Here is a 25,252-nt window from a genome sequence, read left to right on the forward strand (position 1 = left end):
TTTGGCACAATCGAAGCCATGACCGATTCCAACACCTCCAACACCCCCGAGTTGCTGCTGCACGAGCGCGACGCGCGTGGTGTGCACCGCTTGACGCTCAACAACCCCACCAGCTTCAACACCTTGAGCGAGGCGATGCTGACCGCGCTGCAAGAAGCCTTGAACGCGATTGCGCAGGACGATCAGGCCCGTGTGGTGGTGCTGGGCGCGGCGGGCCGGGCCTTTTGTGCGGGGCATAACCTCAAAGAAATGCGTGCCCAGCCTGAGCTGGCTTACTACCAAAAGTTGTTCGCGCAGTGCAGCCGCGTGATGATGGCCATTCAAAAATTGCCTGTGCCCGTGATGGCCCGGGTCCAAGGCCTGGCCACGGCGGCGGGTTGCCAGTTGGTGGCGCAGTGCGATTTGGCGGTGTCTGTCGATACCGCCACATTTGGCGTCAACGGCATCGATGTGGGCTTGTTTTGTGCCACGCCCAGTGTGCCGCTGGTGCGCAATATGCACGCCAAACAGGCCATGGAAATGCTGCTGACGGGGGGCTTCATTTCGGCGGCCGAGGCCCAAAGCCGCGGGCTGGTGAATCGGGTCTGCCCGGCCAGCGCGTTGGATGCCCAAGTGGAGGACATGGTCCAGTCCATTTTGGCCAAACCCCGCGAAGCGGTGCGCTTGGGCAAGGCTTTGTTTTACCAGCAGCGCGAAATGGGCATCGAAGCAGCCTACCAATTGGCAGGGCAAACCATGGCCTGCAACATGATGGACGCGGTGGCCCAAGAGGGCGTGCAGGCTTTCATTGAGAAAAGGACACCCTCATGGCGGGCTTGAAGTCATTGAGCATCGCCGACCCCTTGGCTTGGCTGAGCGCCTTGGCCCGAGCCGAGTCGCTGCAGGTGCTGATCGCATTTGCGATGTGCGTGTTTTTGGCGTGGCTGATGGTCTGGGGTATTCGCAAAGCATTTGCCGACCAGGCCTTGTCGATTTTGCTGGGCAAGCGTTTGATCGATGGGGTGTTGTTCCCGACATTTTTGCTGGCGCTGACTTTCGCCGCGCGCACCTTGTTGACCGACGCTCAGCCGAGCCCCATGTTCGGTATTTTGTTGCCCGTCTGTATCTCGCTGGCCTTGATCCGTTTGGGCGTCAAGGTCTTGCAGGTTGCTTTTCACGAAGCGCCTTTTGTACGGGTGCTGGAGCGCACGATCTCCTGGATCGCTTGGTTGGCGGTCGTGTTGTGGGTCACCGGGGTGTTGCCATTGATTCTGGATGAGTTGGACCAGATCCGCTGGAAGGTGGGTGGCTCCATGCTGTCGGTTCGCACATTGCTGGAAGGGGCTTTGACCGCCGGCTTGGTCTTGATCGTCACGCTGTGGATTTCTGCAGCCCTGGAGTCCAGCTTGCTCAAATCCGCCAAAGGCAGCGATTTGTCTTTGCGCAAAGTCATCAGCAACACGGTGCGGGCCTTGCTCATGTTCGTGGGCTTGCTGCTGGCGCTGTCCTCGGTGGGCATTGACCTGACGGCCTTGTCTGTGCTGGGCGGCGCGGTGGGGGTGGGCATTGGTTTTGGTTTGCAAAAGCTCGCCGCCAATTACGTCAGTGGTTTTGTGATCCTCGCCGAGCGCAGCATGCGCATTGGCGATAACGTCAAAGTGGATCAATTTGAGGGGTGCATCACCGACATCAAGGCGCGCTACACCGTCATCCGGTCGCCCGCTGGGCGCGAGTCCATCGTACCCAATGAGATGCTGATCACCCAGCGGGTGGAAAACTTGTCGTTGACCGACGCCAAAGTGTCGCAAAGCACCGTGGTCACGGTGGCCTACGATGCTTCTGTGGACCAGGTCATGGCACTGCTGCATGCGGCATGCCGGGCGCAAGCCCGTGTGTTGACCGAACCCCCACCTTCGGTGGCCCTGTCGGCTTTTGGCGCAGACGGGCTGGAATTCACGGTGAGTTATTGGTTTGAAGACCCGGCCAATGGCGTCCTCAACCTGAAGTCGGACATCAACCGGGCGATCCTGCAGTCGCTGCGCGAAAACGGGATCGAGATCCCTTTCCCGCAGCGGGTGGTGCACATGCCCACCAAAAGCTGAGGCTGCAGGCTCAGTCCATCATGGAGGGCAGCCACAGGCTCAGGCCCGGAAAGGCGAGCAAGATGCCCAGCGTGATGACCAGCACCAACACCAAAGGCCAAACGCCGCGGAAGATGGTGCCCAAACCGACCTTGGGCAACAAGGTGTTGAGCACGAACAGGTTCATCCCCACAGGCGGTGAGATCAAGCCAATTTGGATGACCATGACGATCAGCACGCCAAACCAGACCGGATCAAAGCCCAGTTGGACCACGATGGGGAAGAACAAGGGGATGGTCAGCAAGACCATGGTGAGCTCTTCCATCACGGTGCCCAGGAGCACATAGATCAGCATCATGGCGCCCACGATCATGATGGGCGATAAGCCCAGTCCCGTGATCCAGTCTTTCAGCTCAAATGGCAAGCTGGTGTAGTTCACGAAGTTGGCAAAAATCGTGGCGGCAATCAACAAAGTGAACAGCATCGCGGTCGTTCTGGCGGACTCGATGAGCACCTGCAGCAGCACCTCTTTGGTCAAAGCTTTGCGTGCCAATGCAAACAGGAAAGCGCCCATGGCCCCCATGCCTGCACCTTCTGTGGCGGTGAAGAAGCCGCCATAAATGCCGCCCAGGACGATGAAAACCAGCAGCAAAACGCCCCAAATACCGCGCAAAGCCGCCCAGCGCTGTGCCCAGGTGAATTTTTCGCCTGGGGGGGCGTGTTCGGGGTCGCGTGAAGTCATGATGACCACGGCCAGCATCATCAAGAGGGCGGTCAGGATGCCCGGAATGACACCTGCCGCAAACAGTTTGCCGATGTGGGTTTCAGTGATGATGCCGTAGATCACCATGATGGTGGAGGGCGGAATCATGATCCCCAAGGTGCCGCCAGCAGCGATAACGCCTGTGGACAGGGCATCGCTGTACCCGATCTTTTTCATGGAGGGGTAGGCCACCTTGCTCATGGTGGCGGCCGTGGCAATGGAAGAGCCACAAATGGCACCAAACCCAGCACAAGCGGCAATGGTGGCATGCGCCAAGCCACCTCGGCGGTGGCCAATGAAGGTGTAGGCCGCATGGAAAAGCTCATGGGCCAAGCCCGCACGGGCCACAAAGTTGCCCATGAGGATGAACAAAGGAATCACCGACAAGGTGTAGGCAAAACCCGTCTCGTGCACGACTTGTGCGGTGCTGGCCAGGGCTGGCATCCAGCCGCGTGTGAGGCCAATGCCCACGATGCCCACCAGGCCCATGGAAAAAGCCAATGGCATGCGCATGAGGGCCAGCACAAAAATGGCGGCAAATCCAAGCAGGGCTTCGCTCACAGTGTGCCTCCTTCCGACGCATCGTCTTCGGTCGGCCAGAAGGCTTTGACCAGGTGAACCAAGGCCGTGAGCCCGCACAGCAAACCCATGCCTTGAATGAAAGGCGATTTGGCGATTTTCAGCTGTGCTGTGGTTTCTCCGGTGACCGCAAAATCGGCCCCTGTGTTCCACATCAGATAAGCCAGTCCCAGCAGCAAGGCGGCGCAAACGATGTCAACCAATGCCCTCTGAAAGCGCTGCAGCCCATGGGGCAGCAGGGCGTCGAGTGAGTCAAAGACCACATGTTCGCCTTTGAGAGAGACCAAAGGCAGGGCGCCAAAAATCACCACCACCATCAGCAACTCGGTCAACTCCAAAGAGCCCGTGATGGAGTGGGACAACAGTTTTCGACCCGAGACATCGAGAAAAGTCAGCAGCATGATGGCCAGCAAAGCCAACCCCGCCAAGGTTCCACAGACAATTTCCAGAGATTTTTTCACTCGACATTCCTAAAAAAAACGGTACCTGCGATTGTGGCAGGTACCGTTGTTTCACCTCGGTGGGTGACCAGACCAACGCGCTGTCGCTTATTTTTGCTTTTGCAATTTGGCGATTTCAGCGCGGAATTCTGACAGGGTGCCAGAGGGGTCTTTCAGGCCTTTGGCTTTGGCGGCCTGTGCCCAATCGCGCTCCAATTTGCTGACGCGAACCGTGACGCCGCTGATGAAGCTGTTGTTGGCTTTGATGACCTTCACACCGTTCTTTTGCATGTTGGTCAAAGCCAGATCGTCCACGCGGTCCCAAGATTTGCCAAAGCGGCTGGCCACAGCGTCGCCAGACAACTCATCCACCGCCTTTTTGTCTTCTGCAGACAGGCTGTTGTACTTGGCCGGGTTCATCATGAAGACAAAACTGGTGTTGTAAAGACCGCCCGGGAAGGTGGTGGCGTGCTTGATGATTTTGTCGATTTTGAAAGAGTCGGTCGACTCGGCAGGGAACAAAGTGCCATCCATGACACCGCTGGAGAGCAGCTCATAGGAGTCGGGTGCCGGTTTGAGGGTGACGTTCATGTCCAGCGTCTTGGTGATCTCGTTCACCATGCCGCCACCCACGCGGAACTTCAGGCCCGACAAGTCTTCCACTTTCTCAATGGGCTTTTTGGTGTTGAACACGATGCCTGGGCCGTGGGTGAAATAGCCCAAGACCTTCACACCTTGGTGCTCGGCTGTGAATTCGGGGTGTTTGCTGGCGATGCGGTTGAAGGCCACCGACAGCGGCTCGGCACGGTCGCCCAAGAATGGGAATTCGGCCATTTGTGTCAAGACAAAACGACCGGGTGTGTAACCATGAACGGTGAAGGACACGTCGACCAAGCCGTTTTTCACGGCATCAAAAGTGCCTGGCGCGGGCGTGACCGCACGGGGCAAAATGTTGCAGCGCACGCGGTTGGATGTTTTGGCCGTCAGTGCGTCGCACCAATCTTTTTGCGCCATGGTCAAGCCGTGTGTGGGCGGGACCCAGCTGGAGACCGTCAAAACGGTTTGAGCCTGGGCAAGGCCAGACAAACTGGTCAAGGCCAATGCGGCCATGGAAATCAGGGTTTTCTTCATGGGGAAGCTCCAGTTAATTGGTTACAAAACATAATCTAAACGCTATTGCCTGCGGACTGAATCCATGCTTACCCTGATTTCCCGACCTTTGGGTCGGTGAATGGGGCTGTCCTGCGGCGAAAAAGCGCCTGGGTGAGATAAAAATTCGAACGACCGTGCTTTTTTGTCGATAATGGTGAATCTGATGGGATGTTTTCGTGCACAATTGACGTATACGTCAATCGCCAAGCGGGTCTCCGTGACCCCAAGCTGCGAGACCTGTTTTGATCTTTCAATGGAGAAGCTTTCATGAAAATTCTGGTTCCCGTGAAGCGGGTCGTGGACTACAACGTCAAGGTCCGGGTCAAATCCGATGGTTCGGGTGTGGACATCGCCAACGTCAAGATGAGCATGAACCCCTTTGACGAAATCGCCGTCGAAGAAGCCGTGCGCCTGAAAGAAAAAGGTTTCGCCACCGAAGTCATCGCTGTCTCTTGCGGCGTGGCCCAATGCCAGGAAACCTTGCGTACCGCGATGGCCATTGGCGCCGATCGCGGCATCTTGGTGGAGACCCCGGCCGATTTGGACCTGCAGCCCTTGGCGGTCGCCAAGCTGCTCAAGGCGCTGGTCGACAAAGAACAACCCGGTTTGATCATTCTGGGCAAGCAAGCCATTGACGACGACTGCAACCAAACCGGTCAGATGTTGGCCGCTTTGGCCGATCTGCCGCAAGCCACATTCGCCAGCAAGGTCGAGATCGTGGACGGCAAAGCCCAAGTGACCCGCGAGATCGACGGCGGCTTGGAAGTGCTGTCCATCCATCTGCCTGCGGTGGTGACCACCGACCTGCGCTTGAACGAGCCGCGCTACGTGACGCTGCCCAACATCATGAAGGCCAAGAAAAAGCAGCTCGACAACTTCAAGCCCGAAGACTTGGGTGTCGATGTGGCCCCCCGCATCAAGACGCTGAAAGTGGCCGAGCCTGCCAAGCGCAGCGCCGGCATCAAGGTGCCTGACGTCGCTACCCTGGTGGACAAGCTGAAAAACGTGGCCAAAGTGATCTGAGGCTCTTTGTGGGAGGCCGCCCCCGCGGCCGAATGTCGGTCAACCAGCATTCGCGAGCAGGGGCTCGCTCCCACAGAACAACGAATCAAGGAAAAAACATGACTGCTCTCGTTATTGCCGAACACGACAACGCCTCGATCAAAGGCGCAACTTTGAACACCGTGACCGCCGCTGCCGCTTGCGGTGGTGATGTGCATGTGCTGGTCGCAGGCCACAACGCAGCCGCTGCTGCGCAAGCCGCGGCTCAAATCGCGGGTGTGACGAAAGTCATCCACGCCGACAGCGAAGCCCTGGCCCATGGCTTGGCCGAAAACGTGGCAGCCCAAGTGATCGCCATCGCTGCCCACTACAGCCACATCCTGTTCCCCGCGACTGCCGCGGGCAAGAACGTGGCCCCCCGCGTGGCGGCCAAGTTGGATGTGGCCCAAATCAGCGATGTGACGCAAGTCATCTCGGCCGACACGTTCGAGCGCCCGATCTATGCGGGTAACGCGATCGCGACGGTGCAAAGCACCGACGGCACCAAAGTCATCACCGTGCGCACCACGGGCTTTGACGCGGCAGCCGCGACAGGTGGCTCCGCTGCCGTCGAAAACGCAGCCGCTCAAGCCGACAGCGGCAAGAGCAGCTTCACGCGCAGCGAAATCGCCAAGAACGACCGCCCCGAACTCACAGCCGCCAAGATCATCGTCTCCGGTGGCCGTGCTTTGGGCAGCTCGGAAAAGTTCAATGAAGTGATGACGCCTCTGGCCGACAAGTTGGGTGCCGCCATCGGTGCCAGCCGTGCAGCTGTGGACGCTGGCTACGCGGCCAACGACCTGCAAGTGGGCCAGACCGGCAAGATCGTGGCGCCTCAGCTGTATGTCGCGTGCGGCATCTCGGGCGCGATCCAGCACTTGGCGGGCATGAAGGATTCCAAAGTGATCGTGGCGATCAACAAGGACCCCGAAGCGCCCATCTTCAGCGTGGCCGACTTTGGCCTCGAAGCCGATTTGTTCGCGGCTGTGCCTGAGTTGACCAACGCACTGTGATGATTTGACGTCAGCAAAGAAGGCCTCCCAGAGAGGTCTTTTTTGTACCCGCCCCCTCTCCTTTGACCATGAACGGAATCAAGACATGAGTTACATCGCTCCCCTCAAAGACATGCTTTTCAACATCGAGCATTTGGCCCGCATTGATCAGATTGCGCAGATTCCCGGCTTTGAAGATGCGGGTTTGGAAACGGCGCAAGCGGTGCTCGAGGAGTGCGCCAAGCTCAACCAGGACGTGATCTCTCCGCTCAATTGGGAAGGAGACCAAAACCCGTCCTTCCACAACGGCAGTGGCGTGACCACCACGCCGGGCTTCAAAGAGGCTTACCAACAGTACGCCGAAGGCGGCTGGCAAGGCCTGCAGCACCCGGCCGACTTTGGCGGCCAAGGCCTGCCCAAAACCATTGGCGCGGCTTGCGGCGAAATGCTCAACTCGGCCAACATGGCTTTTGCCCTGTGCCCCTTGCTCACCGATGGCGCGATCGAAGCGCTGCTGACCGCAGGCTCTGACGAGCTCAAAGCCACTTATCTGGAAAAACTGATCTCGGGCCAGTGGACCGGCACCATGAACCTGACCGAGCCGCAGGCGGGCTCAGACTTGGCCGCCGTGCGCACCCGCGCCGAGCCCCAGCCCGATGGCACGTACAAAATTTTCGGCACCAAGATCTACATCACCTACGGTGAACACGACATGGCCGAGAACATCGTGCACCTGGTGCTGGCCCGTGTGGTCGGCGCACCGGAAGGTGTCAAAGGCATCAGCCTGTTCGTGGTGCCCAAATTCATGGTCAAGGCCGATGGCTCTTTGGGCGATCGCAATGACGTCCACTGCGTGAGCATCGAGCACAAGATGGGCATCAAGGCCAGCCCCACAGCCGTGCTGCAGTTCGGCGACCACGGTGGCGGTGTTGGGTATTTGGTGGGTCAGGAAAACCGTGGCCTCGAATACATGTTCATCATGATGAACGCCGCCCGCTATGCGGTGGGTGTGCAGGGCATCGCGATTGCCGAGCGCTCTTACCAGCGCGCGGTGCAATACGCGCGCGACCGCGTACAAAGCCGTCCGGTTGACGGCAGCTTGCCCGCAGCGGGCCCCATCATTCACCACCCCGATGTGCGCCGCATGCTGATGACCATGCGCGCCTACACCGAGGGCTGCCGCGCCATGGCCGCCACGGCTGCGGCGGCCTACGACGCCTCGCACCACCACCCCGATGCCGAGGTGCGCCAGCACAACGCGGCGTTTTACGAGTTCATGGTGCCGCTGGTCAAGGGCTACAGCACCGAGATGAGCCTGGAAGTCACCAGCTTGGGCGTGCAGGTGCACGGCGGCATGGGCTTCATCGAAGAAACCGGTGCGGCGCAGTACTACCGCGACGCCAAGATCCTGACCATTTACGAAGGCACGACCGCCATCCAGGCCAACGACCTGGTGGGGCGCAAGACCGCCCGCGACGGCGGCCAGACCGCCAAAGCACTGGCTGCGCAGGTGGCGCAGACCGAAAGCGAACTCGCGTCTTCTGGCAACGCCGACGCGCAGGCTGTGGCCAAGCGCCTCAAAGCCGCCCGTGAAGCCTTTGTGGACGTGGTCGACTTTGTGGCCGGCAACACCAAAGCCCACCCCAACGATGTGTTCGCTGGCAGCGTGCCTTACCTCATGCTGGCGGGCAATCTGATGGCGGGCTGGCAAATGGGCCGCGCCTTGCTGGTGGCCCTCACACCCGAGGCGCAAGCCCAAGACGCCGCCTTCATGGCCGCCAAGGTGACCACCGCACGTTTCTACGCCGACCACATCCTGTCCAAAGCCCCCGGCATCCGCGACAGCATTGTCGAAGGTGCGGGCAGCGTGACCGCGATGGCGCTGGACGCATTCTGATTCCGATTCCAAAAACAATCTTAAGGAGACAACATGTCCAAGCTGCCCAACGTTCTGGCCCATCTGCCATTTCCCGCCATCGCCTCGCCCCTGTTCATCATCAGCAACCCCAAGCTGGTGATTGAGCAGTGCAAGGCCGGCATTGTGGGCTCTATGCCTGCTTTGAACGCACGCCCTGCCGAGCAACTGGAAGAGTGGTTGATTGAAATCACCGAAACCCTGGCGGCCTACAACCAGGCCCATCCAGACAAGCCCGCTGCGCCTTTTGCCATCAACCAGATCGTGCACAAGAGCAACGACCGGTTGGAGCACGACATGGCCATGTGCGTGAAGTACAAAGTGCCGATCATCATCACCTCGCTGGGCGCTCGTGAAGAGATCAACGCGGCCGCCCACAGCTACGGTGGCGTGGTGCTGCACGACATCATCAACAACAAGCACGCGCATAAAGCGATTGAAAAGGGTGCGGATGGCCTGATCGCTGTCGCCGCGGGTGCCGGTGGCCATGCGGGCGTCAAAAGCCCGTTCGCCTTGATTCAGGAAATCCGCCAGTGGTTTGATGGTCCGGTGGCCTTGTCCGGATCGATTGCCACGGGCGACGCGATTTTGGCGGCCCAAGCCATGGGCGCAGACTTTGCCTACATCGGCTCTGCGTTCATCGCCACGCACGAAGCGCGTGCGGCCGAGGCGTACAAACAAGCCATTGTGGACAGCAACTCGGACGACATCGTGTACAGCAACCTGTTCACGGGTGTGCACGGCAACTACCTGGCCCCGTCGATCCGCGCCGCTGGCCTGGACCCCGAGAACCTGCCCGAGTCCGACCCCAGCAAGATGAACTTTGGCGGTGACGCCAAAAAGGCTTGGAAAGACATCTGGGGCTGCGGCCAAGGCATTGGCGCGATCCAGTCGGTGCAAAGCACCGCCGATCTGGTGGCCCAGTTCAAGGCGCAGTACCAAGCAGCTCGCGCCCGTTTGGCGCTCTGACCTTCACCGGCCCACGCCCACTTCACCGGTCAGCGATTTGCGCACTTCGCGCATCACCACGCCCCAGCCTGCGTTGGGGCGCTCTTTTTTGATCGATGCGATCAAGGCCACCGGTTGCCTGTTGATTGTGTTGCACCACATGGCTTTTTATGGGCCCATGTCGGATGTGGTGGCCACGGCCTGGCCAGCGGTGGTGCGCTGGCTTTATGACCATGGACGCTACGCCGTCCAGCTGTTTTTGGTCTGCGCGGGTTTTCTCACCGCCAACCACTTGGCCCGCTTGGAGTCGCTGGCCTTGAAAGACGCTTTCAAGTTGGTGGGAAACCGTTATCTGCGTTTGGCGATCCCTTTGCTGGCGGCGCTCAGTTTCACGGTGCTCATCACAGAGTGGGTGCGCCCCGATTTTGACCACGCCAGCTTATCGGCGACGCCCGATTGGGGGCAGGCTTTGGCGCACATGTTGTTGCTGCAGCACCTCTTGGACATGGAGGCCTTGTCAGCGGGCATTTGGTATGTGGCCATTGACTTTCAGCTGTACGCCATGACCTTGCTCAGCTTGTGGGTGGTGAGCCTCTGTCGCTCTGCGCAAGCCCGGTATTCCGTCAGAGCCATGCGCTTGGTGCTGTGGTGCCTTCTCACCTGTGCGTCATGGTGGTGGTGGAATCTGGACACTGCGCTGGACGACCATGGCGTGTATTTTTTCGGCGCCTATGGCTTGGGTCTTTTGGCCTGGGAGGCCAGGTCCTGGTTGAGCCACAACGCGCCCACAGCTCAACAAAAATGGGCGTTGTGGCTTGGGCTGCTGCTCTTGTGGGGGGTGGCTTGGTGGCTGGGCCCCAGGGGGCGAATGGCCGTGGCCTTTGGCATCACGGCATTGCTGGTCGCCGCACCTGTGCGCTGGTTCTTGGGTGATGCCCTGTCGCAATCGCCATGGCGCAGGGGCGTGGCGTGGTTATCGGGTGTGTCCTATTCGGTATTCCTCATGCATTTTGGCGTGAGTTTGGCCATCAGCGCATGGATCACCTGGGCGTGGCCCGATGTCCTCTGGGCCAATGCGATGGGCATGCTGCTGGCACTGCTGGTGTCTTTGGGCTTTGGAGGAATGCTCTACCGATTCGTGGAGCGCCAAGCCCCTACTTGGTGGCATTGGTGGCTGTGGGCCGGATTTTTCAAGGCCAGCGTGGCGCTGACCGTGCTCACCAACCCGGTGGGCTGATGCGCACGGCGTCGCCCTCAATGGGCCTTGCTGGCTTGGACTTTTTCAGTGATGTAGGCCAAAGCCTCTTCCACTTGGTCGATCAAGATCAAACACAAATCACCCGGCGATAAACGCGCAAGCGCTGTGTCAATGGCGTTGAATTCGCCTTGGATGTCTTGCACATGCGTGGTGCGGACAGCGCCTTGCAAACCCTCGCGCAGCAAAGCGATGACCTCACCGTCTTCACGGCCACGTTGGCAGGCGTCTTGGTAAAGCAGCACTTCGTCAAACGCCTGGCCCAGGATCTTGGTTTGGTCGCGGATGTCTTGGTCACGCCGGTCACCGGCACCACTGATGACCACCATGCGTTTTTGGGCAGGCATGTTGTCCACGGCCTGCACCAAAGCTTGAATGGCATCGGGGTTGTGGCCGTAGTCCGCAATCAGGGTGGCCCCACGGTAATCGAACACATTGAAGCGGCCAGGCACGCCCTGGATGTCGCTGATGAAGGTGGCCACGCCCTGAGCGATCGCATCCCAAGGCACGCCGACAGCCCAAGCCGCACCAATGGCGGCGATGACGTTTTCGGTCTGGAACCCAATTTGGCCTTGCCGAGTGATCGGCACTTGAGACAGGGGTATGCGCAACACCTGCTTGCCTTTTTGGGCCACGATGTGGCCGTCTTCGGTGAACACCACACGTTTGCCTTGCGCACGGTGCGTGGCCAACACGGGGTGATTGCCGTCGAGTGCAAAAAAGGTCACTTCGCCCGGGCAGTGCGGCGCCATGAAGGCCACGGCCGGATCCGCGGCGTTGAGCACGGCCATGCCGTTTTGTTCCACGTTGAGCACAATCACGCGCTTGAGCACGGACAGGTCTTCGAGGGTGGTGATGTAGTTCAGGCCCAGGTGGTCACCGCCACCCATGTTGGTCACGATGGCCACGTTGCAGCGGTCAAAGGCCAGACCTTCTCGCAGCAAACCGCCGCGAGCGGTCTCAAACACAGCGGCATCCACATCCGGGTGCATGAGCACGTTGCGCGCGCTGCGCGGACCGCTGCAGTCGCCCGAGTCGGTTTGCCGGCCGTTGACATACACACCGTCCGTGTTGGTCATGCCCACGCGCAAGCCTTGCGTTCTGAGCAGGTGCGCAGTCAGGCGAACGGTCGTGGTTTTGCCATTGGTGCCCGTGACCGCGATCACGGGGATGCGGCCTGTTGAACCGTTCGGGAACATCTGGTCGATCACCGCATTGCCCACGTCGCGGCCTTTGCCATAGGATGGGCTGATGTGCATGCGCAAGCCTGGCGCCGCATTGACTTCGACGATGCCGCCGTTTTGCTCTTCCAGGGGGCGCAATACGGATTCGCACACCACATCGACACCACAAATATCGAGGCCCACCATTTGGGCCGCTTCCACCACCCGGGCCGCGACCTCGGGGTGCACGTCGTCGGTCACATCGGTGGCGCTGCCCCCGGTGGACAAGTTGGCGTTGTTGCGCAAAATGACACGGCGACCTTTTTCGGGCACCGATTCGGGCTCCAGATCTTGGGCGTGCAAACGGCCAATGGCGATGTCGTCAAACCGGATTTTGGTCAGAGAAGTCGAGTGACCGGTGCCGCGGCGGGGGTCGGCATTCACCAAGTCCACCAGCTGGCGCACCGTGTGTTTGCCGTCGCCGACAACCAAGGGCGGCTCGCGGCGTGCCGCCGCGATGAGTTTGTTGCCCACCACCAGCAAACGGTAATCGCTGCCCGGCAGGAACTTTTCGACCATCACGGTCCCATAGCGCTCGGCTGTGGCGTAGGCCTTGTCGAAAGTCGAGCGTTCTGTGATGTTGACGGACACACCTTTGCCCTGGTTGCCATCTTGCGGTTTCACGACCACAGGCAGCCCCACCTCGAGAGCAATGGCCCAGGCTTCGTCAGGGGTTTCGGCCGGGCGCCCCAGGGGCACAGGCACACCTGCCGCATGCAGCAGTTTTTTGGTCAGGTCTTTGTCTTGGGCAATCGATTCGGCGATGGCACTGGTGGAGTCCACTTCGGCCGCTTGGATGCGACGCTGCTGTGAGCCCCAACCAAATTGGACCAGGCTGCCATCGGTCAAGCGCCGAAAGGGAATGCCACGGGCCACGGCCGCATCCACAATCGCGCCGGTCGAAGGGCCCAAGCGAACGTCTTCGTCCAATTCGTGCAGTTGCGCCAGCGCACTTTCAAGGTCAAAGCCATGACCCGCCATGGCGGCTTGGCAAAGCTTTTCAGCCAACTCGAGGGCCAAGCGACCCACTGCTTCTTCGGAATACTGCACCACCACTTGGTAAACACCGGGTTCTTCGGTGGCGGTGGTGCGGCTGAACGTGACGGGGCAGCCCGCGTGGGCTTGCAGCGCGAGGGTGACTTTTTCGAAGGCATGCGCCATGGACGGCGATTGACCTGGGCGTGTGCCTTCGATGGGGCCCACCTCGGGGAAAATGCGGCGCAAGCGCTGCTCGATCGGATGGTTGGAAGCCAAGCTGCGCTCGGCTTCAGGGCAGGTCACGATGGCTTCTATGGCCGTGTGACGGCTCCACAAATTGGGACCGCGCAGAGCGCGAATTCTTGACACTTCCATGAACCGGGATTCCTTTGATGCGCGAGGGCCACAGGGCACTGGGGGCGTTAATGAGAGGTGTTCTGGCCGAAGCTCTTGATGCCGGCTCGGATCAGATCGGTACCGATGTCCAAGGCCCAAGCCACGCAAGCGGCGACCAACATGTCGTTGGTGCCCAGCTTGCCTTCTTGCAGCAGGCGGGCCACGGCAGGGCGTTTGATCGACAGCACCATCGACTCGCGCTGGCCTTCGCACAGCATCAGCTGTCCATCACGCCAAAAACCAACTCGTCCGCCTTGTGCCCGGTGGGCCATCAATCGGGGCGTGTTCTCGTCATCGGCATAAAAAACCACGCCACCATCGCTGTAGCTGGCCAATTCGGCCACTTGCGCATCAGCCGCATGGAGCACGGCCGTGCCTTGGGGCAGCACCACATCAATTTGGGTGCGCACATAGGTGGGCATTTTTTCGTCACTGCCAGGGTACAAGTCGTCCAGCCCCAAAGCCTTGGGCATGCGGGTCACCACACCCACATGGCAGCGGTCATAAGGCAGGCCCTCGGCCAGCAAATGGCGTGCGTCGCTTTCAAACACCGCTGCTTGAACCGAACGGTTGATCAACAGCCTTTGGGCATTGTCCCAATCCATGCCATTTTGGTTTTGAAGCTGGCGCTGGTTCATGAACAAGCCGTCTGCACAAGCCAAACCGGTGTAGAGGCCCTTGAGGTGCAATAACCAAGACACCAGCTTGGCTGGGCGGGTGGTGTCGCCATCACCCAGGAAGCCCACCACCGGAATACGGCCTGTCTCAACGGGTTTGAACAAATGGTTGGCGATGGCCTGGCCCACCGGACGGGGTTTGCCAGAGGCGGGTTTGAGGTGCATCAGCAAGCCGGGGCCGGCGTTGACTTCCACAATCGCACCGCCTTGTGCGGCCAAGGGCTGAGAAATATCTTGCGCCACCAAATCGACACCCGCGATGTCCAAGCCCACCACGCGAGCCGCCAAAACGGCCAGTGCGGCCACATCGGGGTGAACTTCATCGGTCACGTCCAAGGCCATGTTGCCCGTGCGCATGATCAACACGGTGCGGTCTTTGTCAGGCACGCTGTCTGCCGTCAGGCCTTGCCGCTTGAGCTCGAGCACCGAGGTGGTGTGTTCGTCCAGCCGGATCGTGTCGAGTGGAAAGTCTTCTTCTTCGCCGCGGCGGGGGTCGGAGTTGATCTGCAACTCGATCAGCTCGGCCACGGTGTGCACGCCATCGCCCACCACGCTGGCGGTTTCGCCTTTGTTGGCTGCGGCCACCTGGTCGCCCACCACCAAGAGCCGGTGTTCCTCGCCCAAAATGAAGCGCTCCACAATCACTTCGCTGCCTTCGGCCAGCGCAATGTCGTAAGCGGCAGCAATGTCTTCTTGTTTGGACAGCTCCAGCGACACGCCACGTGCATGGTTGCCATCGGTCGGTTTGACACACACCGGCAAGCCGATGTCTTGCGCCGCTTCCCAAGCCGCCATGGGGCTGTCGACGATTTGGCCTTCAGGCACCGGCACGCCACACATGCTGAGCAACTGCTTGGTCAGGTCTTTGTCTTTGGAGATGCCTTCAGCAATCGCACCCGTGCGGTCGGTTTCGGCTGTCCAGATGCGGCGTTGTTGGGCGCCATGGCCCAGCTGCACCAAGTTGCCATCGTTCAGACGGATGGATGGAATGCCGCGGTCGCTGGCGGCATCCACGATGCTGGCCGTGCTCGGGCCGATGCACAGGCTGTCCACCATTTGTTTGAGTCGGTTGATTTCGGCGCCCACATCAAAAGCACGGCCTTCAATGGCCGCCAGGATCAGCTCGCGTGCGGTCTCGAGCGCGCTGCGACTGACGGCTTCGTGGCGGGTGCGGATCACGACTTTGTAAATGCCGCGTGGACCGGCTTCTCGGGCTTTTCCAAAGCCCGTTTGCATGCCCGCTTGGGTTTGCAGCTCCAGCGCCACATGCTCGAGCACATGGCCCGCCCAAGTGCCTTGCTCCAGTCGCTGCAAAAACCCACCGCGCTCGCCGACGCTGCAACGGTGCTCCACCAGACCTGGCAAGCAAGCGGTCAGGCGCTCATTGAAGCCGGGCAGTGTGTTGGAGGGGAAGTCTTCCAAGGAACCAATGTCGACCAGGGCTTCCAAGACAGGACGGTAAGTCCAGATATTGGGTCCGCGCAAATGGGTCATGCGCAGAAATTGGATGTTGTGAGCGTTCATGGCTGAAAGGGGCGGCGATACAATGGCAAGCCCGTCGTGGCGCTGCTGGAGAGCTCAGGATTCAAAAGATACATGGGCAGTTCTTGTGCCGTGGTGTGCGACATCCATGGTTGTTTCTTGTCTCGTCGGCCGTCTGGCGCATGCGAGTCGTTTCCGGTTCTTCTTTCATGACATCCACTTCCCCTCTGTCCTCTGCTTCCCGTCAGGTCTTGCCTGATGCATGGCAGGTTGAAGTTCAGTCTTGTCTACAACCCCATGAAAACGCAACAGCGTGGCTGGAGGTTGACCTTGACAACAGCTTGAGATTCGCCAAAAGTGCCATCATTTTGACCGATCAACGGGTCTTATATCGGCCTGAAGGCGAAAAAAACTGGTCCGCTTTGCCCTTGCAAGCCGGTTTGTCGCTCAAATTGACGGACCACGCCGGTGTGGGTTGCCTGGTCTTGGGCAGTGCCGCTGGCCAATTGGCGGTTTGGCGGTTCACTTTGGGCTTGCAAGCGGCGGTGGCGCGGTGGGTCGCGCAGTTTGAGGGGCAACTGGCGCAAAGCGGCAGCAGCGAAGCAGGACGCCCCTTGCAAACCGTCCTGTCTGGGTCGGTTTGCCCGGTCTGCCAAACCGTCATGGCCGAGGACGAGGAGGATTGCCCCAGCTGTGGGCGTGAGGATTTGGCGCCCCCGTCGACCTGGACCCTGTTCAAGTTGTGGCGCTTCGCGCACCCCTACAAAGGCTCCTTGCTGGCCGGTTTCTTGTTGACCTTGGCCGCCACAGCGGCCACGTTGGTGCCCCCATACCTCACCATGCCCTTGATGGACGACATCCTGATCCCTTACCAAAACGGCAAGGACATTGACCCGCAATTGGTGTCGCTGTATTTGTTGGGCTTGTTGGCTTCGGCTTTGTTGGCCTGGGGTCTGGGTTGGGCGAAAACCTACATCTTGGCCTTGGTGTCTGAGCGCATCGGGGCCGATTTGCGCACCACCACCTACGAGCATTTGCTCAAGCTGTCGTTGGAATATTTTGGCGGTCGGCGCACGGGTGACTTGATCGCCCGCATCGGCAGCGAGACCGACCGCATCAACGTGTTCTTGTCTTTGCACCTGCTGGACTTTGCGACCGACGTGCTGATGATCTTGATGACGGCGGTGATTTTGTTCACCATCAACCCGACCTTGGCTTTGGTGACCCTGTTGCCCTTGCCTTTCATCGCTTGGCTGATCCATGTGGTGCGCGAAAAACTGCGCACCGGGTTTGAAAAAATCGACCGCGTTTGGGCCGAAGTGACCAATGTGCTCACCGACACCATTCCCGGCATCCGCGTGGTCAAAGCGTTTGCGCAAGAAGACCGCGAAGCCCAACGTTTCAAGGACGCCAACGCGCACAACCTGCAAGTCAATGACCGGCTCAACCGCGTGTGGTCGCTGTTCTCACCCACCGTGACCTTGATGACCGAAATCGGCTTGCTGGTGGTCTGGGGTTTTGGCATTTGGTTGGTCTCCGACGACCAAATCACCGTGGGTGTGCTGACGGCATTTTTGGCCTACATTGGCCGCTTTTACAGCCGACTCGACTCCATGAGCCGGATTGTTTCGAACACGCAAAAAGCGGCATCGGGTGCCAAGCGCATTTTTGACATCCTGGACCACGTCTCCAGCGTGCCCGAACCGGTCAACCCGGTGGCTTTGCCTGAACGTGTACAAGGCCACATTCGGGTGCGCGATGCGGGTTTTCGCTACGGCAACCGCGCGGTGATCCGCCAGCTCAACCTGGACATCCAACCGGGTCAGATGATTGGCCTGGTGGGCCACAGCGGTTCGGGCAAGAGCACCTTGGTCAACCTGATCTGCCGCTTTTACGACCTGAGTGACGGCGCCATTGAACTCGATGGCACCGACATCCGCCAGCTCAAGGTGGCCGATTACCGCCGCCAAATTGGATTGGTGCTGCAAGAGCCCTTCCTGTTCTTCGGCACCATTGCCGACAACATTGCTTACGGCAAGCCCGATTCAAGCCGAGAAGACATCGTCGCCGCGGCCCGCGCCGCCCACGCCCATGAATTCATCTTGCGCATGCCGCAAGGCTATGACTCCTTGGTGGGCGAGCGGGGTCAGGGCTTGTCGGGCGGAGAACGCCAGCGCATTTCGATTGCACGCGCCTTGCTCATCAATCCGCGCATCTTGATTTTGGATGAGGCCACTTCGGCGGTGGACACCGAAACAGAAAAAGAAATCCAGCGCGCCTTGGACAACTTGGTGCGCGGGCGCACCACGATTGCCATTGCCCACCGCTTGTCCACCCTGCGCAAAGCCGATCGGCTGGTGGTCATGGACAAAGGGGTCGTGGTGGAAGAGGGGACACACGATGCTTTGATTGAGGCACAAGGCGCTTACTGGCGCTTGTACGAAGCACAGCAGCGCCAGGCCGAAGCCGACACCGTGTTGGGCGGCAGCCTGTCTGAAGAACAAAAGGTGAGTGCATGAACCCGTTCGACCTGCAGCGCGATGCCTTCGGCCTTTGGGTCTTGGTGATGCCCGATGGCACGCGCCATTCACCGGTCACGGCCTTGCGGGCCTATCCAGTGTCTGCCCCCGATGAAGGTGTGGCGCTGATGGATGCCGAAGGGCATGAGATCTTTTGGATCGATGCCCTGGCCCATTTGGCCGAGCCCCTGCGCGCGCAGGTGGTGCAAGCGCTGAACGAGCGGGAATTTTTGCCAGAAATTTTGCAGCTGTCAGCCGTCAGCAGCTTTGCAACGCCCAGCACTTGGTCTGTGCAAACCGATCGGGGTGCGACGGAGTTTTTGCTCAAGGGCGAAGAAGACATCCGGCGCCTGACCGGCACGGTGCTGCTGATCAACGACGCCAACGGCGTGCAATTCATGATCCGTGACCTGGCCGCCATGGACAAACACTCGCGCAAACTGCTGGACCGTTTCCTCTGAAGCGGGACGAGGTAGGCGGCGCACACAAGAAAAAGGCGGTGGGACCGAGGTCCAACCGCCTTTTATGGGGCCTGGGGCTCAGGCGCCAAAAAAGCCCTTGAGCTTGTCGGTCCAGGTTTCTCCGCTGGGTTGGTGTTTGCCGCCCCCTTTGGACAAGGACTCTTCAAACTCTTTGAGCAATTTTTTCTGGTGCTCGGTGAGTTTCACGGGGGTCTCAACCGTGATGTGGCAATACAGGTCGCCCGGGTAAGTGCCGCGCACCCCTTTGATGCCTTTGCCGCGCAAACGGAACTGCTTGCCTGTCTGTGTGCCCTCTGGGATGTCAATGGCCGCTTTGCCGCCCAAGGTGGGCACCTCGATCTCGCCGCCCAAAGCCGCTTTGGAAAAGCTGATGGGCACGGCGCAATGCAAGTCATCGCCATCGCGCTCAAAAATCGCGTGCTTCTTCAGGCGAATCTCGATGAACAAGTCGCCGGCAGGCCCGCCGTTGGTGCCCGGTTCCCCGTTGCCCGCGCTGCGGATGCGCATGCCGTCGTCGATGCCAGCCGGGATTTTGACTTCCAGCGTTTTTTGCTTCTTGACTTTGCCTTGGCCATGACAGGTGCCGCAAGGCTCTGGAATGATCTTGCCGGTGCCTCGGCAGTTGGGGCAGGTTTGCTGCACGCTGAAAAAGCCCTGGCGCATCTGCACTTGGCCTTGGCCGTTGCAAGTGCCGCAAGACTTGACACTGGTGCCTGGCTTGGCGCCCGTGCCGCTGCAGGTGTCGCACGCGTCCCAGCTGGGGATGCGCAGCTGCGAGTCTTTGCCATTGGCGGCTTCTTCGAGCGTGATTTCCATCGCGTAACTCAGGTCGGCGCCGCGGAAAACCTGACGGCCACCCCCGCGACCACCACGACCTTGGCCACCAAAAATATCACCAAAGATGTCGCCGAACGCATCCCCAAAACCACCGAAGCCTTCTGCGCCGCCCCGCATATTGGGGTCCACACCGGCATGGCCGTGCTGGTCGTAAGCCGCGCGCTTTTGGGCGTCAGAGAGCATTTCGTAGGCTTCTTTGACTTCCTTGAATTTGGCTTCGGCTTCTTTGGCTTTGGCGTCCTCCCCCTGATTGCGGTCAGGGTGGTACTTCATCGCCAGCTTGCGGTAAGCCTTTTTGATGTCTTCGTCTGAGGCGTTTTTGGCAACGCCCAGCACTTCGTAAAAATCTCGTTTGGTTGCCATGACTTGAGGCCTTTACATGCAAAAAACGTCCCGAGACCTGCTCGGGACGTTGGGGGTGTTTCTGGGAGGCCACCCCTGTGGCCGAATGCAATCGCGAGCGGGGGCTCGCTCCCACAGAATCGCTGGGGGCATCAGCCTTTTTTGACTTCCTTGACTTCGGCGTCCACCACATTGTCGTCCTGTGGTGGGGCCTCGGCGCCGGACGCCGCAGCACCCGCAGCGGCTTGCTGCGCTTGCATGTCGGCGTAAACCTTTTCGCCCAACTTTTGGCTGGCCGTCATCAGCGCTTCGGTTTTGCTTTCGATGGCGTCTTTGTCCTCGCCCTTCAACGCGTCTTCCAGCGCTTTGGTGGCGGCTTCAATCGCTTCTTTTTCAGAGGCTTCGATCTTGTCGCCGTGCTCGGTCAGGCTCTTTTTCACGCTGTGCACAGCGGCTTCGCCAGCATTGCGGGCTTGCACGAGTTCGAGCTTTTTCTTGTCCTCTTCGGCGTTCAACTCGGCGTCTTTCACCATTTGCTGAATTTCGGCTTCGGACAGACCGGAGTTGGCCTTGATCGTGATCTTGTTTTCTTTGCCTGTGCCTTTGTCTTTGGCGCCCACGTGCAAGATGCCGTTGGCGTCAATGTCAAACGACACTTCGATCTGGGGTGTGCCGCGTGCTGCGGGTGGGATGCCTTCGAGGTTGAATTCGCCCAGCGCCTTGTTGCCACTGGCGATATCGCGCTCACCCTGGAACACTTTGATCGTCACCGCGGGCTGGTTGTCTTCAGCGGTCGAGAAAGTTTGCGCAAACTTGGTCGGGATCGTGGTGTTCTTGGTGATCATCTTGGTCATCACGCCACCCATGGTTTCGATGCCCAGAGACAGAGGCGTCACGTCCAGCAGCAGCACGTCGGTGCGGTCGCCCGACAAGACCTGGCCCTGGATCGCAGCGCCCACGGCCACAGCTTCGTCGGGGTTCACGTCCTTGCGTGGCTCTTTGCCAAAGAACTCTTTGACCTTCTCTTGCACCTTGGGCATGCGCGACATGCCGCCGACCAAAATGATGTCGTCGATCTCGCCCACCGACACGCCGGCGTCCTTGATCGCCATGCGGCAAGGCGCGATGGTGCGCTCGATCAATTCCTCCACCAACTGCTCCAACTTGGCACGGGTCAGTTTGATGTTCAGGTGCTTGGGGCCTGTGGCGTCGGCCGTGATGTAGGGCAGGTTGACGTCGGTCGCAGCCGAGCTGGACAGCTCGATCTTGGCTTTCTCAGCGGCTTCTTTCAAGCGTTGCAGGGCCAACACGTCTTTGGCCAAATCGACGCCGGATTCTTTCTTGAATTCGGAGATGATGAAGTCGATGATGCGTTGGTCGAAGTCTTCGCCGCCCAAGAAGGTGTCGCCGTTGGTGGACAGCACTTCGAATTGCTTTTCACCGTCGACGTCGGCGATTTCGATGATGGACACGTCGAATGTGCCGCCACCCAAGTCATACACGGCGATCTTGCGGTCGCCTTTTTCGGTTTTGTCCAAACCGAAAGCCAGGGCCGCAGCGGTGGGTTCGTTGATGATGCGCTTGACGTCCAAACCTGCGATGCGGCCGGCGTCTTTGGTGGCTTGACGCTGTGCGTCGTTGAAGTAAGCCGGCACCGTGATGACGGCTTCGGTCACTTCTTCGCCGAGGTAGTCTTCGGCGGTTTTCTTCATCTTGCGCAGAATTTCAGCGCTGATTTGGGGCGGGGCCAATTTGTTGCCGCGCACTTCCACCCAAGCGTCGCCGTTGTCGGCTTTGGCAATGGTGTAGGGCATCAGGTCGATGTCTTTTTGGACTTCTTTTTCGGCAAACTTGCGACCGATCAAGCGCTTGACCGCGTACAAGGTGTTGCGCGGGTTGGTGACCGCTTGGCGCTTGGCCGAGGCGCCAACCAGGATTTCGCCGTCTTCTTGGTACGCAATGATCGACGGGGTGGTGCGAGCGCCTTCGGCGTTCTCGATCACTTTGGTCGTGTTGCCTTCCATGATGGCCACGCACGAGTTGGTGGTGCCCAGGTCAATACCGATGATTCTTCCCATGAGGATGCTCCGAAAAAGTTAGAAATACAGATGGTTTGCAAATGGGGCAGGGTGGAAAATTTTCAAGCCCCCGCACAGCGAAAATGGTGAAGCCCTCGCCCAAGGGCCGATCAGCGCGGTTTATTTGGGCGCAGTGACCGTGACCAAAGCCGGGCGCAGCACGCGGTCCGCGATGGAATAGCCCTTTTGCAGCACCGTGACCACGGTGTTGGCTTCTTGCTCGGCGGGGACCACGCTGATGGCTTGGTGGTGGTGGGGGTCGAACTTGGTGCCCGCTGGCGGTGCGATTTCGAGTACTTTGTTGCGCTCCAGCGCACTTTTGAGTTGGCGCAAGGTCGCCTCAGAGCCTTCGCGGATCTGCTCGATCGTCACATTGGGGATCGCCAGACCGGCTTCCAAGCTGTCCAGCACGGGCAGCAGGCTGTCGGCAAATCCCTCGACCGCGAACTTGCGGGCCTTGGCAATTTCGTCGTCGGCACGGCGGCGGGCGTTTTGCACATCGGCCTGGGCCCGCAGGTACTGGTCGGCCAGGTCGGCGTTTTGGGCCTTCAGATTGACCAACTGGGCTTGCGCATCGGCCAAGGGGTCGGTTGAAGCCATGGCGGCCGCAGCGGCCTGGGCTTCTTCGCTGGAGGGGGTGTTGTCGGGTGTGGAGGAGGCTTCTGACATGAACAGGGTCCGCAAAAAATGGATACCCCTGTTAATTAGGGGCGAAGGCTGCAACTTCAAGAGGGGATTTCGGGCACGGGCGCCAGACCAGAAAAAACCCGCCAAATGGCGGGCCGCAGGCTGAGCCAGAACCGGATCAGAGGGGGCATGGAACCCCCAAAAAACCCTGCCCGGGGGGCGAGATCAGTCCAGCGCGAGCAATTCCACGTCGAACTTCAGCGTCGCATTCGGGGGGATCACACCGCCAGCGCCGCGCGCGCCGTAGCCCAGCTCGGCAGGAATGATGAGGGTGCGCTGACCGCCCACCTTCATGCCGGCCACGCCTTCGTCCCAGCCCTTGATGACCATGCCTGCGCCCAAACCGAACACAAACGGGTCACGGCGGTCGCGGCTGGAGTCGAATTTGGCACCTTGCTCGCCGTCTTTGAAGAGCCAGCCGGTGTAGTGGACCGTGACGTCTTGGCCAGCGGTGGCCACAGCGCCTTCACCCACAACGGTGTCTTCGTATTGCAGGCCTGAGGGGGTGGTGTTCATGGGAAATCCTGTCAGAAATGGCCCGAAGTCTTGAAAAAAGGCATCGGAATGTGGAAAACACAAAATTATGCCAGCCCCAGAGGACCTGCCCGGTTTTCAAGGGCCGTTTGCGCAGACCTTAACGCCGCGCCAAATCGCGCATCAGCGCGCTGACGCCATAGGTCCAGGGTGGTGCTTGGTCCGAGGTGGTGACGTGGTTGACCAAGGTGCCCAAGAGAGGCGTGGACACGCTCACGCGGTCGCCCACCACGTGGGTGAAGCCCTGACCAGGCCCGTGGCGGTCTTGGGTCGGGGCAAACATGGTTCCCAGAAAGAGCATCATGCCGTCGGGGTATTGGTGGTACTTGCCCATGGCTTGAGCCACCAAGTCGAGTGGGTCACGGCTGATTTGGCCGAGGGCACTGCTGCCTTGCATCACAAAACCTTCGGGGCCCTGCACTTGGAGGGTCAGCTCACACTGGCGCACATCGTCGATGCTGAAGTGTTCGTCAAACAGGCGAATGAAAGGGCCGATGGCGCAACTGGCGTTGTTGTCTTTGGCTTTGCCGAGCAGCAAGGCGCTGCGGCCTTCAAAGTCGCGAAGGTTCACGTCGTTGCCCATCGTGGCGCCGACCACTTCGCCGCGCGAATTGGCGGCCAAGACGATCTCGGGCTCAGGGTTGTTCCATTGGCTGGCAGGGTGGATGCCCACTTGCGCGCCGGGGCCGACCGCGCTCATGGCTTGTGCTTTGGTGAAAATTTCAGCGTCGGGCCCGATGCCCACCTCCAGGTATTGGGACCACATGCCTTGGGCCAGCAACACCTCTTTGAGCTGGGCCGATTCGGGCGAGCCCGGTTTCACACTGCGCAGGTTGTCACCAATCACCGCCACGACCGCCTGACGGACGGCCTCGGCACGGCTGGCGTCACCCCGGGCTTGCTCTTCGATCACCCGCTCCAGCATGCTGGCCACAAAAGTCACGCCAGCGGCCTTGACCGCTTGCAAGTCGCAGGGGGCCATGAACCAAGCTTGGCTCGGATCCCGTGTGGTCTCGTTGCTGTTGGCCAAGATGGCCGGCGTGCTGCCCAAGGCCTTGGCTTGCCCAGAGGCCAAGCCCTGCCGGACTTTTTCGGCCACCTGGTCTTGTTCGAGCAGGTCGCTGCACGTCAAGGCCAGAGCCGAGAGATCGTGCACGTGTTGCGGCGTGACGGCCACCACCACAGGGCCAGTCTTGGGCTGCCAGATGCGGCCGATCAGCAGGGCATGGTCAGCCATGGAAGGCAGGGCGGAGGTGTTCATGGTCATAGGGTGAGGCATTCAACCGAAAGAGTGGGAGACATCATGCCAGACGGCAGGTGGGCGCCCAGTCACCTGCGGGATGCGCTGCAGTCAGAGCGCATGCCCTATTCAAAGGTAAATTTTTTGCAGCAATTCGAGCAAGGTTTTGCGTTCTGCAGGCGTGAGTTTGGCGGTTTTTTCGACCTCCAATTCAGAGGCCGTTTGTTCGGCTTGCACCATCAAGGCCCGGCCCTTGGGGGTGGCATGCAGGCCCACCGCCCGGCCATCGTGCGGGTGGGGTTTGCGCTCGATCAGGCCGCGAGACTCCAAGGACTGGATCAGCCCGACCAGGTTGGGCGGCAAAAGGTTGAGCGACGCACACAGCTGGCGCGAGGTCACGCCGGGGTTGTGCTGGATGGTGGACATCACCGAGAAGTCGACGGGCTTGAGTCCGTAAGGTGCCAGCCGTTCCAAAAACAGCTCGATGATGCTCAGCGCAGCCCGGCGCGCGTTGTAGCCCATCAAGGTTTGCAAATAGCTGGAGTCCACTTTGTCGACGCAAGCGACCGCAGAGTCCTTGGGGCCGCTGCGCAGGCGCGCTGCCTTGACCGAGACGGCGCGCTTTTTGGGGC

General features: G+C 60.0%; 21 protein-coding genes. 9 read left to right on the forward strand and 12 right to left on the reverse strand.

Annotated elements, in window-relative coordinates; genetic code table 11:
• Positions 1–18 precede the first annotated feature (18 nt).
• Together B9Z31_RS12865 and B9Z31_RS12870 are read left to right on the forward strand one after the other, a co-directional pair.
• Positions 19–819, forward strand: a complete 801-nt coding sequence (locus B9Z31_RS12865) for an enoyl-CoA hydratase (protein ID WP_100119973.1) — start codon at positions 19–21, stop codon at positions 817–819.
• Complete coding sequence (locus tag B9Z31_RS12870; protein ID WP_100119974.1) at positions 807–2,081, forward strand: mechanosensitive ion channel family protein; 1,275 nt, start codon at positions 807–809, stop codon at positions 2,079–2,081. The genes B9Z31_RS12865 and B9Z31_RS12870 overlap by 13 nt, the downstream gene beginning before the upstream one ends.
• A gap of 10 nt (positions 2,082–2,091) precedes the next feature.
• Here B9Z31_RS12870 and B9Z31_RS12875 read toward each other — a convergent pair whose 3' ends face one another.
• From B9Z31_RS12875 to B9Z31_RS12885, 3 genes are all read right to left on the reverse strand, one after another.
• The gene (locus B9Z31_RS12875) at positions 2,092–3,384 is read right to left on the reverse strand and encodes a TRAP transporter large permease (protein ID WP_100119975.1); all 1,293 of its coding nucleotides are present in this window, start codon (positions 3,382–3,384) and stop codon (positions 2,092–2,094) included.
• On the reverse strand, positions 3,381–3,863 hold the full coding sequence (locus B9Z31_RS12880) for a TRAP transporter small permease (protein WP_233200949.1): 483 nt from the start codon (positions 3,861–3,863) through the stop codon (positions 3,381–3,383). The genes B9Z31_RS12875 and B9Z31_RS12880 overlap by 4 nt, the downstream gene beginning before the upstream one ends.
• An 87-nt stretch (positions 3,864–3,950) precedes the next feature.
• Positions 3,951–4,973 (reverse strand): TRAP transporter substrate-binding protein, encoded by a 1,023-nt coding sequence (locus B9Z31_RS12885; RefSeq protein ID WP_100119976.1) that lies wholly within the window; start codon positions 4,971–4,973, stop codon positions 3,951–3,953.
• A 288-nt stretch (positions 4,974–5,261) separates the two neighbouring features.
• On the opposite strand from B9Z31_RS12885, the gene B9Z31_RS12890 reads away from it, so the two are divergent.
• From B9Z31_RS12890 to B9Z31_RS12905, 4 genes are all read left to right on the forward strand, one after another.
• Positions 5,262–6,017, forward strand: a complete 756-nt coding sequence (locus tag B9Z31_RS12890; RefSeq protein ID WP_100119977.1) for an electron transfer flavoprotein subunit beta/FixA family protein — start codon at positions 5,262–5,264, stop codon at positions 6,015–6,017.
• Between the two features lie 98 nt (positions 6,018–6,115).
• A complete protein-coding gene (locus B9Z31_RS12895; RefSeq protein WP_100119978.1) occupies positions 6,116–7,048 on the forward strand; it encodes an electron transfer flavoprotein subunit alpha/FixB family protein in 933 nt (310 codons plus the stop codon).
• An 85-nt stretch (positions 7,049–7,133) separates the two neighbouring features.
• Positions 7,134–8,924, forward strand: a complete 1,791-nt coding sequence (locus tag B9Z31_RS12900; RefSeq protein WP_100119979.1) for an acyl-CoA dehydrogenase — start codon at positions 7,134–7,136, stop codon at positions 8,922–8,924.
• Between the two features lie 33 nt (positions 8,925–8,957).
• Positions 8,958–9,911: a nitronate monooxygenase family protein gene (locus B9Z31_RS12905; RefSeq protein WP_100119980.1), complete on the forward strand. Its 954-nt coding sequence runs from the start codon at positions 8,958–8,960 to the stop codon at positions 9,909–9,911.
• Between the two features lie 3 nt (positions 9,912–9,914).
• On the opposite strand, the gene B9Z31_RS15640 is transcribed toward B9Z31_RS12905, so the two are convergent.
• Positions 9,915–10,052, reverse strand: coding sequence for a hypothetical protein (locus B9Z31_RS15640; RefSeq protein WP_233200951.1), 138 nt, complete (start codon positions 10,050–10,052; stop codon positions 9,915–9,917).
• Between B9Z31_RS15640 and B9Z31_RS12910 the strand changes: the two genes are divergently transcribed.
• On the forward strand, positions 10,051–11,127 hold the full coding sequence (locus B9Z31_RS12910; RefSeq protein ID WP_233200953.1) for an acyltransferase: 1,077 nt from the start codon (positions 10,051–10,053) through the stop codon (positions 11,125–11,127). The two genes, B9Z31_RS15640 and B9Z31_RS12910, sit on opposite strands and share 2 nt — an antisense overlap.
• Before the next feature lie 17 nt (positions 11,128–11,144).
• Here the strand turns inward: B9Z31_RS12910 and cphA (B9Z31_RS12915) are convergent, their stop codons facing one another.
• Positions 11,145–13,721 (reverse strand): cyanophycin synthetase, encoded by a 2,577-nt coding sequence (gene cphA / locus B9Z31_RS12915; protein WP_100119982.1) that lies wholly within the window; start codon positions 13,719–13,721, stop codon positions 11,145–11,147.
• 47 nt (positions 13,722–13,768) lie between these two features.
• The gene (gene cphA / locus B9Z31_RS12920) at positions 13,769–15,943 is read right to left on the reverse strand and encodes a cyanophycin synthetase (RefSeq protein ID WP_100119983.1); all 2,175 of its coding nucleotides are present in this window, start codon (positions 15,941–15,943) and stop codon (positions 13,769–13,771) included.
• Between the two features lie 167 nt (positions 15,944–16,110).
• Between cphA (B9Z31_RS12920) and B9Z31_RS12925 the strand changes: the two genes are divergently transcribed.
• Complete coding sequence (locus B9Z31_RS12925; RefSeq protein WP_100119984.1) at positions 16,111–18,420, forward strand: ABC transporter ATP-binding protein; 2,310 nt, start codon at positions 16,111–16,113, stop codon at positions 18,418–18,420.
• The gene (locus B9Z31_RS12930) at positions 18,417–18,881 is read left to right on the forward strand and encodes a DUF1854 domain-containing protein (RefSeq protein WP_100119985.1); all 465 of its coding nucleotides are present in this window, start codon (positions 18,417–18,419) and stop codon (positions 18,879–18,881) included. Before B9Z31_RS12925 ends, B9Z31_RS12930 begins: the two co-directional genes overlap by 4 nt.
• Before the next feature lie 78 nt (positions 18,882–18,959).
• Here B9Z31_RS12930 and dnaJ read toward each other — a convergent pair whose 3' ends face one another.
• The 6 genes from dnaJ to B9Z31_RS12960 all read right to left on the reverse strand — a co-directional run bounded on the left by dnaJ (position 18,960) and on the right by B9Z31_RS12960 (position 25,142).
• Positions 18,960–20,102, reverse strand: a complete 1,143-nt coding sequence (gene dnaJ, locus B9Z31_RS12935; RefSeq protein WP_100119986.1) for a molecular chaperone DnaJ — start codon at positions 20,100–20,102, stop codon at positions 18,960–18,962.
• 131 nt (positions 20,103–20,233) lie between these two features.
• Positions 20,234–22,159 (reverse strand): molecular chaperone DnaK, encoded by a 1,926-nt coding sequence (gene dnaK / locus B9Z31_RS12940; protein ID WP_100119987.1) that lies wholly within the window; start codon positions 22,157–22,159, stop codon positions 20,234–20,236.
• A 120-nt stretch (positions 22,160–22,279) separates the two neighbouring features.
• Positions 22,280–22,828: a nucleotide exchange factor GrpE gene (gene grpE / locus B9Z31_RS12945; protein ID WP_100119988.1), complete on the reverse strand. Its 549-nt coding sequence runs from the start codon at positions 22,826–22,828 to the stop codon at positions 22,280–22,282.
• Between the two features lie 183 nt (positions 22,829–23,011).
• On the reverse strand, positions 23,012–23,362 hold the full coding sequence (locus B9Z31_RS12950) for an FKBP-type peptidyl-prolyl cis-trans isomerase (protein ID WP_100119989.1): 351 nt from the start codon (positions 23,360–23,362) through the stop codon (positions 23,012–23,014).
• A 118-nt stretch (positions 23,363–23,480) separates the two neighbouring features.
• On the reverse strand, positions 23,481–24,641 hold the full coding sequence (locus B9Z31_RS12955; protein WP_100120061.1) for a fumarylacetoacetate hydrolase family protein: 1,161 nt from the start codon (positions 24,639–24,641) through the stop codon (positions 23,481–23,483).
• Between the two features lie 108 nt (positions 24,642–24,749).
• Entirely contained in the window at positions 24,750–25,142 is a 393-nt protein-coding gene (locus B9Z31_RS12960; RefSeq protein ID WP_233200976.1) for a MarR family winged helix-turn-helix transcriptional regulator, read from the reverse strand.
• Between the last annotated feature and the right edge of the window lie 110 nt (positions 25,143–25,252).

Source organism: Limnohabitans sp. G3-2, assembly GCF_002778275.1.
Taxonomy (GTDB): Bacteria; Pseudomonadota; Gammaproteobacteria; order Burkholderiales; family Burkholderiaceae_C; genus Limnohabitans_A.

Coding starts and splice junctions, on each gene's coding strand:
- B9Z31_RS12865 (WP_100119973.1), top strand. CDS start 19: ATGACCGATTCCAACACCTCCAACACCCCCGAGTTGCTGCTGCACGAG.
- B9Z31_RS12870 (WP_100119974.1), top strand. CDS start 807: ATGGCGGGCTTGAAGTCATTGAGCATCGCCGACCCCTTGGCTTGGCTG.
- B9Z31_RS12885 (WP_100119976.1), bottom strand. CDS start 4,973: ATGAAGAAAACCCTGATTTCCATGGCCGCATTGGCCTTGACCAGTTTG.
- B9Z31_RS12890 (WP_100119977.1), top strand. CDS start 5,262: ATGAAAATTCTGGTTCCCGTGAAGCGGGTCGTGGACTACAACGTCAAG.
- B9Z31_RS12895 (WP_100119978.1), top strand. CDS start 6,116: ATGACTGCTCTCGTTATTGCCGAACACGACAACGCCTCGATCAAAGGC.
- B9Z31_RS12900 (WP_100119979.1), top strand. CDS start 7,134: ATGAGTTACATCGCTCCCCTCAAAGACATGCTTTTCAACATCGAGCAT.
- B9Z31_RS12905 (WP_100119980.1), top strand. CDS start 8,958: ATGTCCAAGCTGCCCAACGTTCTGGCCCATCTGCCATTTCCCGCCATC.
- B9Z31_RS12910 (WP_233200953.1), top strand. CDS start 10,051: ATGGCTTTTTATGGGCCCATGTCGGATGTGGTGGCCACGGCCTGGCCA.
- B9Z31_RS15640 (WP_233200951.1), bottom strand. CDS start 10,052: ATGTGGTGCAACACAATCAACAGGCAACCGGTGGCCTTGATCGCATCG.
- cphA (WP_100119982.1), bottom strand. CDS start 13,721: ATGGAAGTGTCAAGAATTCGCGCTCTGCGCGGTCCCAATTTGTGGAGC.
- cphA (WP_100119983.1), bottom strand. CDS start 15,943: ATGAACGCTCACAACATCCAATTTCTGCGCATGACCCATTTGCGCGGA.
- B9Z31_RS12925 (WP_100119984.1), top strand. CDS start 16,111: ATGACATCCACTTCCCCTCTGTCCTCTGCTTCCCGTCAGGTCTTGCCT.
- B9Z31_RS12930 (WP_100119985.1), top strand. CDS start 18,417: ATGAACCCGTTCGACCTGCAGCGCGATGCCTTCGGCCTTTGGGTCTTG.
- dnaJ (WP_100119986.1), bottom strand. CDS start 20,102: ATGGCAACCAAACGAGATTTTTACGAAGTGCTGGGCGTTGCCAAAAAC.
- dnaK (WP_100119987.1), bottom strand. CDS start 22,159: ATGGGAAGAATCATCGGTATTGACCTGGGCACCACCAACTCGTGCGTG.
- grpE (WP_100119988.1), bottom strand. CDS start 22,828: ATGTCAGAAGCCTCCTCCACACCCGACAACACCCCCTCCAGCGAAGAA.
- B9Z31_RS12950 (WP_100119989.1), bottom strand. CDS start 23,362: ATGAACACCACCCCCTCAGGCCTGCAATACGAAGACACCGTTGTGGGT.
- B9Z31_RS12955 (WP_100120061.1), bottom strand. CDS start 24,641: ATGAACACCTCCGCCCTGCCTTCCATGGCTGACCATGCCCTGCTGATC.
- B9Z31_RS12960 (WP_233200976.1), bottom strand. CDS start 25,142: ATGGGCTACAACGCGCGCCGGGCTGCGCTGAGCATCATCGAGCTGTTT.